General features: G+C 63.6%; 11 protein-coding genes. 3 read left to right on the top strand and 8 right to left on the bottom strand.

The features are described from left to right. The 6 genes from RA20_RS10725 to RA20_RS10700 all read right to left on the bottom strand — a co-directional run. Positions 1-425 (bottom strand): ABC transporter permease (locus RA20_RS10725; RefSeq protein WP_039127995.1); only part of this gene is annotated, 425 nt, incomplete at its 3' end. Further along, positions 422-1,318 carry an ABC transporter ATP-binding protein gene (locus tag RA20_RS10720; RefSeq protein WP_039127992.1) on the bottom strand — a complete coding sequence of 299 codons (897 nt, stop codon included), beginning with the start codon at positions 1,316-1,318 and terminating at the stop codon, positions 422-424. The genes RA20_RS10720 and RA20_RS10725, both read right to left, overlap by 4 nt. After that, a complete protein-coding gene (locus RA20_RS10715) occupies positions 1,311-2,594 on the bottom strand; it encodes a nitrous oxide reductase family maturation protein NosD (protein ID WP_039127989.1) in 1,284 nt (427 codons plus the stop codon). The genes RA20_RS10720 and RA20_RS10715 overlap by 8 nt, the downstream gene beginning before the upstream one ends. A 2-nt stretch (positions 2,595-2,596) precedes the next feature. Continuing rightward, a complete protein-coding gene (nosZ, locus tag RA20_RS10710) occupies positions 2,597-4,507 on the bottom strand; it encodes a TAT-dependent nitrous-oxide reductase (RefSeq protein WP_039127986.1) in 1,911 nt (636 codons plus the stop codon). A gap of 11 nt (positions 4,508-4,518) precedes the next feature. Continuing rightward, complete coding sequence (locus RA20_RS10705; protein ID WP_039127983.1) at positions 4,519-6,708, bottom strand: NosR/NirI family protein; 2,190 nt, start codon at positions 6,706-6,708, stop codon at positions 4,519-4,521. Then, the gene (locus RA20_RS10700; RefSeq protein WP_241482237.1) at positions 6,699-7,085 is read right to left on the bottom strand and encodes a hypothetical protein; all 387 of its coding nucleotides are present in this window, start codon (positions 7,083-7,085) and stop codon (positions 6,699-6,701) included. The genes RA20_RS10705 and RA20_RS10700 overlap by 10 nt, the downstream gene beginning before the upstream one ends. 262 nt (positions 7,086-7,347) lie before the next feature. Between RA20_RS10700 and RA20_RS10695 the strand changes: the two genes are divergently transcribed. The 3 genes from RA20_RS10695 to RA20_RS10685 all read left to right on the top strand — a co-directional run bounded on the left by RA20_RS10695 (position 7,348) and on the right by RA20_RS10685 (position 12,434). Continuing rightward, positions 7,348-8,268 carry a LysR substrate-binding domain-containing protein gene (locus RA20_RS10695; protein WP_052248944.1) on the top strand — a complete coding sequence of 307 codons (921 nt, stop codon included), beginning with the start codon at positions 7,348-7,350 and terminating at the stop codon, positions 8,266-8,268. Positions 8,269-8,359: 91 nt separating this feature from the next. After that, positions 8,360-9,910: a trimethylamine methyltransferase family protein gene (locus RA20_RS10690; RefSeq protein ID WP_039127976.1), complete on the top strand. Its 1,551-nt coding sequence runs from the start codon at positions 8,360-8,362 to the stop codon at positions 9,908-9,910. 112 nt (positions 9,911-10,022) lie between these two features. Continuing rightward, positions 10,023-12,434 (top strand): FAD-dependent oxidoreductase, encoded by a 2,412-nt coding sequence (locus RA20_RS10685; protein WP_039127973.1) that lies wholly within the window; start codon positions 10,023-10,025, stop codon positions 12,432-12,434. Between the two features lie 42 nt (positions 12,435-12,476). Here RA20_RS10685 and RA20_RS10680 read toward each other — a convergent pair whose 3' ends face one another. Beyond that, positions 12,477-13,253, bottom strand: a complete 777-nt coding sequence (locus RA20_RS10680; protein WP_039127971.1) for an ABC transporter permease — start codon at positions 13,251-13,253, stop codon at positions 12,477-12,479. Beyond that, positions 13,250-13,996: an ABC transporter permease gene (locus tag RA20_RS10675; RefSeq protein ID WP_039127969.1), complete on the bottom strand. Its 747-nt coding sequence runs from the start codon at positions 13,994-13,996 to the stop codon at positions 13,250-13,252. The genes RA20_RS10680 and RA20_RS10675 overlap by 4 nt, the downstream gene beginning before the upstream one ends. Positions 13,997-14,003 lie beyond the last annotated feature (7 nt).

Below are 14,003 nucleotides of genomic sequence, written 5' to 3'. Positions count from 1 at the left end.
CCCAGCGCCATCAGGCTTTCGGGACCGGCACCGCCGAACCAGGCGGCCACCGCACCCGCGGCGCCAAAGCCGATGCACATAGCCACCGCCAAGGCGGCCAGATGCGCCATCAGCTTGCCCAAGAGGATCTCTGCCCGCCCGGCCGGATAAGCCAGCAGCAAGGCCAGGCTGCCCCTGTCCCTGTCCCCTGCCACAGCATCGAACCCCATCATCAAAGCCAGCAAGGGTGCCAGATAGACCGACAGCGTTGTCATCGAGGCCACAGAGACCGTCAGCATGTCCACCCCCAGCGTCCCCGTCGGCGCCGAACCGGCAAAGGACAGCGCCAGTGAAAACGCCAGCATGATCAGCGTGGCCATGACCAGCCAGCGGTTGCGCCGCAGGATCAGCATCTCGGCGCGGGCAATGGCAAAGGCGCGTCTCATTTGCGGTCCTCCCCGGAATAGTGGCGGTACAGGTCTTCGAGCCGCGGCGGCACCATGTCGATGTCAGCCACCGCGTCCCCCATGGCGGCGATCTTGCGCAGCTCTTCCATCTTGTCCTGCGGACGGCAGAGGATCTCGACCGAGGCGCCATTGATCCGCCGCCCGCCGGTTTGGGTTGCGATCCGGTCCGCCTCGCTGCCGTTGGCCTGTACCCGCAGCCTGACAGGCAGTCCGGCCTGCGCCGACAGCCCCGCCAGGGTGTCATCGGCGACCTTTACCCCTTTGCGCAGGATGGCGATGCGGTCGGTGCGCGCCTCAACTTCGGTCAGCGCGTGGGAGGCGATCAGCACCGCAGCGCCCTGCTCGGCGAGTTCATTAATGATGGCATAAAGATCCTGGCGCGAGATCGGGTCCAGCCCGCTGGTCGGTTCGTCCAGCAGCGCCAGCTTGGGGCGCCCCAGAAGCACCTGTGCCAAGCCCAGCCGCTGCCGCATCCCTTTGGAATAGGCGCCGATGCGGCGGTGCATGGCTTCACCAAGACCGACCCGCTCCAGCAAGCCATTAATGTCTGCGCGTTCGCCGGCAAGGCGGGCAAACAGCGCCAGCTGTTCATGCCCGGTCAGAGCCGGATGGAAACTGACCGCCTCAGGCAGAAAGGCCGTTGCCGCCCGCGCCGCTGCACTTCCCGGCGCCGCGCCGCAGATGCGGATGCTGCCGCCTTCATGCCGGATCAGCCCCAGCACCGCCTTGATCAATGTCGACTTGCCCGCTCCATTGTGGCCCAGCAGAGCCAGCCGCTCGCCTGGCGCAATATCCAAATCGATGCCATGCAGCACCTGTGTCCTTCCGCGGAACTTGTCCAGCGCGCGGATTTGCAGCGGAAAGTTATCCATCTTGTTCAACCTTTCTGGCGGCCTCAGGCCGCACAGGGACCATCAGCGGGTGGCTGTCGATCACCCCGCCGGGAAGCAGCGCCGGAAACGCCGACTGCGACCAGCGCACCAGCTGCACCGCGGGCGATCCCATCAAGAGTTTCGCCGCCGGCTGGGTCCACAGCACATGGTCCATGCTGTCATTCGGACGGTAAGGCGCATCAGCGATGCCATTCCCGTCCACGTCAAAGCCTGCAAAGTCTGACCAGTAGTTGCCCCGGCCGTCCTCGCTCCATTCTACCCATTTGGTGGAGACAAATTTCACCTGATGCCGGTTGCCGACAAAGGCATTGCCCACCATCCGGTTGCCGGCACTTCCCGCGGTGAAATGGATGCCGATGCCACAGCCCTCGAACCAGTTGCCTGAAAAATCATTCTTGTGCGCGTTGTAAAGGAAGGTGCATTTGTCCCTGGCCCCCTTCACATAATTGCCGCGCACCTCGCCCTGGTTGGCGTAGTTCAGCATCACCCCGTGGTCGCGATCATTCAGCGAGACATTCCCGGTCACCTTAACCCGTTTGGAGAACATCACCGCATAGCCCAGGTGATTGCCGATCGAGACATTGCCCGAAACCTCGGAATTGTCGGCATACATGTAGTGCACGGCAAAGCGCAGGTCGCGGAAGGTGTTGTTCGTGAACGTGTTTTTCCTGGAGCTGTTGACAAAAATCCCGTCGCGGCCAAAGCGGATCTCATTGCCGTCCACCACCGCACCGGGGGCGTTCCAGACGTAAACCCCGTTGCCGCGGGCATTCATGCGGCGGTCCTGGCGCCCTTCGATCCGGTTGCCCTGCACCAGGCTGTCCTTGGCGCCGTGAACATCCACGCCGTAAAGGTTGCCCAGCAGAACATTATCCAGGATCTGCGGTGCCTTTGCCGTCTTGGTCAGCTTGATGCCGCTGTCGATCTCCTGATGCGAGGAGCCGGAGCCAACCACCGTCAGCCCCCGCACCGTCACACCCGGCCCGGTCACGGTGATCACCGATCCCTTGCCTTGACCGTCCAGCGTGGCTTGGCCCTGCCCGTCCAGCGTTACAGGCCGGTCCAGCACCAAGGTTTCACCATAGGTGCCGGGGGCGAGGCGGAGGGTGTCGCCATCCGCCGCCTGCGCCAGTGTTTCATTGATGGCTCCTGCCCGGTTGGGCACATCCCAAGTGGCCGCCCAGACCGGTGTCAGGCAGGAAGGCGCCAGCCAGGTCAGGGCCGCAACCAGGGAAATGGGCAGGAGCCGTCTCATCGTCAGGCGCTCCGCGGCTCAACCAGCATCCGGCCGCGCATCTCCATGTGCAGCGCGTGGCAGAACCACTGGCAATAGTACCAGTGAACGCCCGGACGCTCGGCAATGAAGGTGACCGAGGCGGTGGCCAGCGGCCCCACTTCCATCGCGATGCCGAAGTTCGACAGGCAGAAGCCGTGGGTCAGGTCGTCGATATCGTCCAGGTTGGTGACATAGACGGTGACCTCATCCCCTTGTTTGACGGTGAACTTCTCAAGGCTGAAGTTCGGCGCCTGGCTAGACATATAGACCCGCACCTTGTTGCCGTCGCGCACAATGGTGTCCTGCCAATCGTCCAGGTCGACCCCGTCCGCCTCGGCCTGCGCCCGCGCTTGCGCCCACATCGGGTCGTTGCGCTGCCAGGTGCTGGCCGGGTTCACCTTGGAGCGGTGAACGATGATCGAGTCATGCGGCTCGGCAAAGGTGGGGCCGTCGTGGACCACCTTCATCTTGTCGCCGGAGATATCGATCAGCTGCTCGTTCTCGGGCTTCAGGGGGCCGACGTTCAGGAACCGGTCCTTGGAGAACTTGTTCATCGAAATCAGCCACTTACCATCGGCTTCGGCAGTTTCGCCCATGGAGGTGGAGTTGTGGCCCGGCTGGTACTGCACATCGACCTTATCAAGGATCGGATCCACGTCAGCGCCGGCATAGGCTTCGATCGCCTTGGCGATGTCCCATTTCACCACCTGGCTGTCGAGGAACAGGGTGGTGTAGGCATGGCCGCGGTTGTCAAAAGCGGTGTGGAGCGGACCAAGGCCCAGCTGCGGTTCCGCAACGATAGCCGAGCGCGGGTCGGCATCCGCATCAAACAGCGCGTCCAGCTTTTCAACGTCGATCACCGAGACAGTCGGCGACAGCTTGCCGTTGACGCAGACGTGCTTCTTGTCCGGCGCGGTGTTGATGCCGTGCGGCGAGTTCGGGATCGGGATGTAGCGGGTCAGCTTGCCCGGCGCGCCCTTGCGCCCGTCAACCACCTTGGCGCCGTTCAGCTCCTGATAGTCGCCCGCTGCAATCGCGGCCTCAATCGCCGCAATGTTGAAGACAACCACGTGGTCCAGCTCGTTCTCCGTCATCTCGGCGAGCGTCATGCCCATTTCCGAGTTGTAGGAGGTCGAATAGGCGTATTTGCCCTGATAGTCGCAGTCGGTGTTGTCCAGGTTGCCCGAGACGATCACCTGCCAGGCGACCTCCATGGTGTCGCCGTCGATGGCCGAGAAGATGTTCACATATTGCGACGGGTCGTCCAGGATCTGGCCGTCATTGATCAGCGGCGCCTCATGCTCGCCGTTGGCAAAGACATAGCCGGTGCGCGGGAACTTCTGCGGACGCAGGCCGTGGATGTCCTTGGCGTTGGGGATCTCGATGATCTTGTCGCATTTCATCACGTCGCAGCGCACCCGGGCAACGCGGGTGTTGGCCTTATCGTTCATGAACAGATAGCGGCCGTCATAGGTGCCGTCGGTGAACGACATATGCGGGTGGTGCAGGTCGCCGTTGTCATAGGTTTCCTTGCCGTTGGCAGCCAGGAACTCCTTGGTGTCCGGCAGCAGGCCCTCGGTCAGGATCTTCTTGGACTCATTGGTCTGGCCCCAGCCGGTTGCCGAGCAGCGGTTGAACACCGGGATCCGCATCAGCTCACGCATGGACGGCACACCCAGGATGCGCAGCTCGCCGGTCTGGCCCGAAGACCAGAAACCGTAGTATTCATCCAGCTCGCCCGGCTCCAAGGCCACCTTGCCCGCGGCCCGTGCAGGACCAGCGCCCAAGAGCGAGGAGCCCACGCCGGCTGCCGCCAGCGCTGCTCCGGTTGCGGTTGCCCCCAGCAGCCCGCGGCGGGTAACTGGCAGTTTGTTTTTCAGATCATCAGACATGACGTCCTCCTTCAGGAAACTTTTGTCCTGTTCGCGTTGGGGTGGTTTGCCGGGGGCCGGCCCAGAGCAGCGTCCGGCGCGGGGCTCCCGGTTTTGGCCCGGCGTTTCAGTTGCTTGATGACAACCGGGCATTTCACTTCGGATTGGTACAGAACCTGGCAATGCAGGCAGTTCACACATTCGTTCGGGTTGATCTCACCGGTGGGGTGGATTGCCTGAACCGGGCACTCGTTGCGGCAGGTCTGACAGGGGTAGCCGCATTCGTGATAGCGTTTCAGCCAGTCGAACATGCGGATCCGCGCGGGGATGGCCAGCGCCGCGCCCAGCGGGCACAGGTAGCGGCAGTAGAAGCGCTCGACGAACAGCCCCAGGCCCAAGAGCACCAGCGCAAAGACAACAAACGGCCAGTCGCGCACGAACTTCAGGATGATCGCGGTCTTGAACGGCTCCACCTCGGCATAGGTTTCCGCCAGCGGGATCGAGACCATCGACAGACCGAACAGGCCCAGGAAAATCATGTACTTCGCAGGCCACAGCCGCTCATGCAGCGCCCAGGGCAAGGTGATCTGCGGCACCTTGAAGGCGCGAGCGATCTTGTTGGTCAGCTCCTGCAGCGCGCCGAACGGGCACAGCCAGCCGCAATAGGCGCCGCGGCCCCAGAACAGCAGCGCCGCCGCCACCGCAAACCATTGGATAAACACCAGCGGGTCCAGCAGGAACGCATCCCAGGAGAAGCCGCTGCGCAGACTGCCAGCAAGCGCCATCAGGTTCACCACGCTCAGCTGCGCATTTGCGTACCAGCCCAGGAATACCAGCGTCACGGTCAGATAACCGATGCGGAACCAATAGAAAGTGCGCGCATTTACGGTTGCCTGGAACTGGAAGAAGAATACGCCAGTCAGCACCAAGAGCATCACGCCCAGTACGCCGATCTCGACAGTGCGGTCTTTCCAGATCCGCTGCCACAGCGCTGCCTTGGCAGCGGCCTCATCCGTGGCATCCTCCACCACTTTGGGCGCAGGCGCGGCGGGCAGCAGGTATTGCTCCGGCAGCTTGTAGCCCAGATCAAAAGTCAGGAACGACCGCTCCAGCGCCCCGACAGCCCGCTGCACCAGCAGCTGCAGACGGAACGGCTCTGCCGGATCGAACTCTGCATCGGCGGGGATCTTGAACAGATCCAGTTCAGTGAAACTTGGGCTATCGCCAGTGGCCAGCGCGCCAAGCCGCTTATGCTGCTTGTCAAAGAACCGCACCGAGGCATCGCCCTGGATCAACTGGATGCGGTCAAAGATACCACCGCGCACATAGCCCGAGCCCTTGAAGCTGTAGCTGCCGCGCCCCAGCACCAGGATGGCCTGCTCGCCCTCCTGCAGCCAGTTCTGCAGGTTCTTGTATTCCGCCTCACCCAGCAGCGACTTGCCGATCGACGGCACCGAGACCAGTGCCACATGCATGTCGATGAAGGTATCGCCGGGCTCGCCTGCCTCAGGCCGCTTGATCGCGCGTTGGTCACCAGTGGCCTCGAAGGCCGCGTTGATCTGCCCCACATCCAGCGTCATCCGCCGCACCGAGCCGTCGCCTGCCAGCGTGGTCCAGTCCAATACCTCCTCGCGGGCCATGTCGACCTCGCGCTTCGGCCCGTCCGGCTGCACCGGCGACAGACCGCCCAGCCCCAGCGCCCGGGCGACCTTGATGCCCGCCCGCACCAGGCTGTCGTCGATCACCATGATCGTGACTGTCGCGCCGGAAATAATGTCGAGATCATGCGCATCGCCGCCCGCCGCGGCTTCGGCCTTCAGGTCCAGCCCGGCATAGCCTTCGGTCAGCTTGACCATTTTCGAGTTGGGAATTCCGATCAGCACAATCGGCTCGGAGTGCTTCACCAGCTTCACGCCGGTCAGCACCGCATCGGTGTCAATCGCGGCCACCACATGGATCGGCTTGCCGCTGTAGCCGGTGGTGCCGACGAAATCTGAGGTCAGGAAAGCATAGGCAACGGTCTCGCCGCCTTTCAGCACCGGCGCCACCGGCACATCGCTGCGCACCAGGCCAAAGGCCTCGGCGCCGGGCACCAGATCGGCAGGGGTCAGCTCTGTCAGGAAACTGTCGAGGCTGTCTGCCTCAGCCGCCGCCGCAAACATTGCGGCCAGCATCATCACAAGGGCTGTCAGCCAGCCCCGGAAGGCGCGTGTCAGGCCCATGGCGCCCCTCCTTTACTTTGAGTGGCTGCCACGGACGCGCGCAGGGCGCGTTCGGAGTTCTTCTTGGTCACCAGCGGAGGCCCGCGGCCGTCATGCCAGTACTGCGCCGGGTTTGGACGCACGGAAACTGCTGCAGGCAGCCAGACAGTAAAATCCACCGCACAGCTGGAGCCTGCTGCTTGCCAGACAGCAGGGCGCGCACCGGTTTCCGCAGCGCACAGCGCACAGATGCTGCACTTGGGGCAATCCTCCCGCTCGCCGCCGCCTGCCGCAGGCAGTTGAATTTCTACCACACCGAACTCGCCGCAGATCTCGATCCAGTCTCCGCCCGGCGCTGCCTGCCCGGCACCAGATAGGGCTATTTGCAGCACCAGCATGAATGCGGCGCAGATCCCCGCCAGCCGGCGAGCAAAGCCCAGGCAGCAAGCAGAGAATATGACAGGAGTGCGCGGCATAAGTTACAGGAATCACCATTTGCTTCTGCCGCTGACACTAATGAGAACTGCTCCGCTGCAATTTGATTTACATCAGCTATTTTGCAATTCGCCGGCTTCTCTCCGCTGGACAGAGTTTCAAAACCTTGCGCATCCTCGCACCAGGGCCGGCCTTGCCGGCCCTGGTGCGCAAAGGAGCCGGATCTTGAAGAAATTCCCCCTGCCTCCGCTTCCGCAGCTGCACACGTTCGAGGCAGTCGCGCGGCGGCTGAGCTTCACCGCCGCCGCTGATGAACTCTGCCTCACCCAAAGCGCTGTCAGCCGCCAGGTAAAGGTGCTGGAAGACAATCTTGGCCACGCCTTGTTCCTGCGCCGCCACCGCGCCATCGACCTCACCCCCGAAGGCCGCCAGCTGTTTGCCGCCGTCACCCGGGGATTCGAGGAGATCTCCCGCTGCGTCGATGGGCTGCGCGCAGCCCAGGCCCCGCCGCAAATCACCGTGGCCGCCTCGGTTGCCTTTTCCTACTATTGGCTGATGCCGCGGCTGGAACGCTTCAGCGCACGCCACCCCGCCGCGGACTTGCGGGTTCTGGCCACCGACCAGCAAGTGGACCCCAGCAAGGGCGACGCCGATATCGCGGTGCTTTATGGCGACGGGCACTGGCCCGGCACCAAAGCCCGGCGGTTGTTCGGCGAGCGGGTCTATCCGGTGTGCAGCCCCACCTATCTGCAGCTGCATCCGGAGCTGCGTCAGCCCGCGGATTTTCTGGAGCAGACGCTTCTGCATCTGGAGGGCGGCGGCAATATCTGGGGCGGCGTTGACTGGCAGGTCTGGCTGGCGCAGCAGGGTGTCACCGGCCAGCCGCAGCGCCCCGGCATCCGCCTCAACAGCTACCCGATGGTGCTGCAGGCCGCAGAGGCAGGCCGCGGCATTGCCCTGGGCTGGAGTTACATCACCGATCCGATGCTGGCCGATGGCCGCCTGACCTGCCCTGCGGACAGACCCTTGGAAACCGGTGAAGGCTATTACGCGTGCACATCCGAAGATAAGATCTCCAATCCGCTGATCAGAGATTTCCTCAAGTGGATCTTAGAAGAGGTCGAAGCGGCAGATAATTTGGCATGATCTGAAAGAATGCAACGCATTCAGAATGATCGTTTGAGCACGCCCCGGTTTTGACCGCAACTGGATCTCAAATTCGACATGAGGTCCGCCTATGCCAGCTACCGCTCCACGCCGCCCCGGCCGCCGTGCCCGGGGCGCCTCAGATACTGCCGCCGCGCCGCCCATCACTCCCGGCATGCCCGGGGGCCATTACCGGCCGCTGAGCCCGGCAGAGATGGAGCGCATCCACCAGCTCGTGCTGCAGCTGCTGGGTGATCTCGGGTTATCGCAGGTCACACCCAGCCTTCAGGCCCGCGCCGTTGCGGCAGGATGCCAGGTGGACGATGCGGGGCGTTTGCGCTTTCCCCGCAGTCTGGTTGAAGATGTGATCGCCCGCACAAGGCGCAAGTTCACCCTGCATGGAACCGATCCGGTGCATGACATCGAAATCGGCGGCCGCCGCGTGCATGCCGGTACCGGCGGCGCCGCCCCCACCATGATGGACTTCCACACCGGAAAATACCGCGAAAGCACCGTCGGCGATCTCTATGACATCGCCCGGCTGGTGGACCAGATGGACAATATCCACTGGTACCACCGCTCGGTGGTGGCCCGGGACACCACGTCGATATTGGATCTCGATATCAACACCACCTACGCCTGCCTCTCCGGCACCTCGAAATCCATCGCCGTCAGCTACACCGACAGCGCCAGCGTCAAGGCGGTGATGCCGATGCTGGACGCGGTGGCGGGCGGCGAGGACAAATTCCGCCAGCGCCCCTTTTGCACCGCGGTCTGCTGCCACGTGGTGCCGCCGATGCGCTTTGCCACCGAAAGCTGCGACGCGCTTGAGGCCGCGGTTGAGGCCGGGATGCCGATCCTGCTGGTGGCTGCAGGCCAGGCCGGAGCCACCGCCCCTGCCGCCCTTGCAGGCGCGGTGGCGCAAGCCTGCGCCGAAGTTCTGGCCGGGCTGATCCTCTGCAACATCATCGACCCCGGCTGCCGCGCCATCTTTGCCACCTGGCCTTTTGTCAGCGACCTGCGCACCGGCGCCATGTCCGGCGGCTCGGGCGAGCAGGCACTGTTGTCCGCGGCCTGTGCCCAGATGGCCGGTTTCTATGACCTGCCGAACTCGGTGCCTGCCGGCATGACCGACAGCAAGCTGCCCGACATGCAGGCAGGCGGCGAAAAGGGCTACACCATCTCCTTGGCGGCCCATGCCGGCGCTTCGATGATCCACGAATGCGCAGGCATGCACGGCAGCCTGATGGGCACCAGTTTTGAGAGCTACGTGCTCGACAACGACCTGCTGGGCGCCATCCTGCGCACGGTGAAAGGCGTCGAAGTCAGCGAGGACACGCTGAACTTCGAGGTGATCCGCGACGTGGTGCTGGGCGAAGGCCATTACCTCGGCCACCCGCAGACCTTTGCCAGGATGAAGACCGACTACCTCTACCCCGAGATCGCCGACCGCCGCAGCATCAGCGAATGGGAGGAGGCCGGCGCCCGCGATGCCCGCGACGCCGCGCGGGACAAGGTGCAGGCCATCCTGGCGGAACACTACCCCCGCCACATCCCCGAGCAGCTGGACCGGCAGCTGCGCGAGAACTTCAACATCATTCTGCCCCGCGCCCGGATGTTCGGCGGCAACGGTATCTGGTGACCAGAGTGGCGCTTCTGAAACTGACAATGCCACCCGGCCGATAGGCCGGGCAGCGCCCGGCCCTCCAAACCCAGTCACCAAGATTCCAAAGATTTCAGGAAAGGAACTCCAAATGCAGTCTCACGCAAAAGCGGTGATCATCGGCGGCGGCATGATGGGTGTCGGCCTGGCCTATCACCTGGCCGAAGAGGGCTGGACAGACGTGGTGCTGGTCGAGAAGGGCGAGCTGACCTCGGGCTCCACCTGGCACGCGGCCGGCCAATGCCCCAGCTTCATCGGCAATTACAACATGGCCAAGATCCACCATTACTCCAACACGCTCTACCCCCGGCTGGAGGAGCTGACCGGCCAGCCCGCCGGCTGGCACGGCTGCGGCGGCATCCGGCTGGCCACCACTCAGGAAGAGGTGGACTGGTTCAACTATGTCGCCGGATTTGCGCCCAATGTGGGCTTCCACATGGAAGTCATCGGGCCGGACCGCATCAAGGAGCTGAACCCCTGGCTGCAAACCGATGGCATCCTGGCGGGTGCCTATACAAACATGGACGGCCATGTGGACCCCTCCAGCGCCTGCAACGCCATGGCGGCGGGCGCCCGCCAGATGGGTGTCACCATCATCCGCCGCAACCGGGTGATGGATATCAAGCAGCGCGCCTCAGGCGAGTGGGACGTGTTCACCGAACAGGGCAGCATCACCTGCGAGCATGTGGTCAACGCCGGCGGATGCTATGCGCGCGAAGTCGGCCTCTGGGTCGGGCTGGATACACCGATCACAAACATGGAGCACCACTTCCTGGTCACCGAAGCGCTGGACGAATTCAAGACCTGGGAGGGCGAGCTGCCGGTGATGCGCGACCCGGCCACCGCCGGGTATTACCGGCAGGAGCAGAAATCCGGTCTGGTCGGCATCTACGAGCACTATGGCGCCAAGGAAGCCTGGGACCACCGCGGCGGCTCCCCCGAATGGGAGAGCGAGAACGAACTGTTCGACGGCGACATCGACCGTATTGCACCCTGGCTGGAACAGGCATTTGAGCGCATGCCCGTCTTTGCCAATGCAGGGATCAAGCGCATCATCAATGGCGCCATTCCGCATACGCCGGACGGCAACCCGCTGGCCGGCCCCGCACCGGGCTTGCGCAACTTCTGGCAATGCTGCGGCTCCTCCATCGGCATCGCCCAGGGGGCTGGGGTCGGCAAATACCTGGCCCAATGGATGGTCCACGGCGATGCCGAGATCAATATGGCCTGCACCGACCCGCGCCGCTTTGGCGGCTTTGCCGATCAGGACTATACCCGCGCTAAAAGCTTCGAAGATTACCACGAGATGTTCGTGACCCCCCTGCCCGGGCGCGAAGCGGCGGCAGGGCGCGAGGCCCGCACAACGCCGCTTTATGAGCCGCTCAAGGCGAAGGGGGCGGCTTTCACCCAGGTTTACGGCTGGGAGCGGCCGAAGTATTTCGCCCCCGAGGGCTTTACCGAAGACCTGCAATTCCGCCGCAACAATTTGTTCCAAATCGTCGCCGAAGAATGCCGCGCCGTGCGCGAGCGGGCTGGCATCATGGACCTGTCGAGCTTTGCCAAATTCGACGTCACCGGCCCCGGTGCTGAGGCCCTGCTGAACCATCTCACCGCCAACCGCCTGCCAAAGAAAACCGACGGCATCAACCTGACCCATGTGCTGTCGGACAATGGCCGGATCGAGGGTGAATGGACTATCACCCGGCTGGCTGAGGACCGCTTCTACGTTCTCTCCGGCGCCGGAACCGAGCGGATGGTGCAGGATCAGCTGAGTTTTGCCGCAGGCAACGACGCGGTCATCACAAACGTGACCGATGACTATGGCATGCTGGTGGTCGCAGGCCCCAGGTCCCGCGAGGTGCTGGCACCGTTGACCGATGCAGATCTGAGCAACTCCGCCTTCCGCTGGCTTTCGGGCCAGGAGATCACCATTGCCGGCATACCGGTCCGCGCCCTGCGGGTGAACTATGTCGGCGAACTGGGCTGGGAGCTGCACGCGCCAATGGCGCAGCTGGCAGCGCTCTACAGCGCTATCTGGGAAGCCGGAGAACCCCACGGCATTGCCGATTTCGGCGTCCAGGCGGTGAACTCGCTGCGGATGGAGAAAGCCTATCGCGGCTATGGCGCAGAACTGACCAACGAGATCACCCTGATCGAGGCCGATTGCACCCGTTTCTACGCAGCGGACAAAGGAGACTTCAAAGGCCGTACCGCGACCGAAGCCGTCCGCGGCAAAGGCATCGCCACCCGGCTGGTTTACGGCGAGGTTGCTGCCGGTGATTGCGACATCTACGGCGGCGAGACGGTGATGCAGGGAGACAAGGTGGTTGGCGTCTGCACTTCGGGCGGCTATGGCCACGCAACCGGCAAAAGCCTGGCGTTCGCCTATGTGATCCCTGACGCATGCGATGGGCTGGAGGTTGTCATCCTGGGCAGGCGCCGCGCCTTCACGCTTCTGGATGCCCCGGCTTGGGATCCCTCCAACGCACGGCAAAAGGCGTAGTCGAAACAGGCTTCAGCCCGGCGCTCTGCCGGGCCGACCTGCTTAGCGGCGTTGCGGTGTGCCGGCTTCAAACCGCCGGAACGCCAAGGCAATCACCCCTGCAATCGCCATATAGACCAATGCCAGCAGCAGCAGCGGTTCGTAGACAATGAAGGTATCCGCCCGCACCCGTGACGAGACCGCGTAGATCTCTACCACCGTGATTGTCGCCACCAGCGGCGTTGCCTTCAGCTGCAGGATGGTTTCTCCGCCCAAGGTTGGCAGCACGTTGCGGATCGCCTGCGGCAGCCAGATCCGGCGGAACATGGTGAAACGGGGCATGCCAAAGGACTTCGCGGCTTCCAGCTGGCCTTTGGCAACACCAGAAAACGCGCCCCGCATCACCTCGCCCTCATAGCCCGCATAAGACAGGGTCAGCGCCAGCACCGCATAGGGCCAGGCCTGCCGCAGGTAGGGCCACAGCTCAGAAGACCGGATCCAGGGGAACTGCGGAAACAGCGAGCCCAGTCCGTAATACAAAAGCCAGATTTGCAGCAGCAGCGGCGTGCCGCGTATAACGGTGCAGAAGGTGCGCGCAGGGATCGACAGATACCAGGGGCCCACAGCCTGAGCCAAGCCCAGCGGCACCGCCAGCAGGAAGCCCAGGAAAGTCGAAACCGCCAGGATCCACACCGTGGCCCACAGCCCCTCCAGCGCCAAGGGAGCATACTTCGGGATCCAGTCCCAGCGCAGCGAGACCGCGCACCAGACCACCAGCGCCGCAAAAACCAGCATCATCACGATACGGTGCGGTTGCATCAGCTCCTTCACGCTGATCATGCCGTGCCTCCTTTCAGCGAAGGCTGGCCGCGCCGCGCCCATTTCTCAACCCGGGCAAAGACCGCGCCCGAACACAGCGTCACCATCAGATAAAGGAAGCCCGCCGCCAGGAAGAAGGTGAAATAGGCCCGGGTGCTGCTGGCCGCCTGCCGGGTTTCCAGTGTCAGTTCGTTGAAGCCGACCACAGCCAGGAGTGCCGTGTCCTTGGTCGCAATCAGCCACAGGTTCGCCAGCCCGGGCACCGCAAAGCTCATCATCGCCGGGATCGTCACCCGCCGCATGATCATGAGAGTCGGCATGCCATAGGATTTCGCCGCCTCAATCTGCCCGACGGGAACAGCCTTGATGGCACCGCGCAGCACTTCGGTGGCATAGGCCCCCTGCACCACGCCCAAGACCCAGATGCCGGCGGCAACGCCGTTGATCTCAACCCGGCCGCCGCCAAGCGCTTCCGAGATTTTGTTGATGATATCGCTGCCCACGTAGTAGAGGATCAGGATCAGCACCAGTTCAGGCACTGCCCGGATCACCGTGGTGTAGATGGCGAGAAGATCGCGTGTGACCTTCCCGCCGTAGAGTTTGCCATAGGCTCCGAACAGCCCGATCACCAGCCCCAGCCCAAAGGCGCCAAAGGCGATTTGCAGGGAGTTGGCTAGCCCGCGCAGCAGGTTGCCTCCCCAGCCCTCCAGCGACAGCAGCTCCGCGCTGGCGCCGAGGCCCAGTATCTCAAACAGTCCGGTCACGGCAGCA

It is taken from the genome of Leisingera sp. ANG-Vp, assembly GCF_000813725.1.
Classification (GTDB): domain Bacteria; phylum Pseudomonadota; class Alphaproteobacteria; order Rhodobacterales; family Rhodobacteraceae; genus Leisingera.
This window is presented reverse-complemented; position numbering and strand designations above follow the sequence as displayed.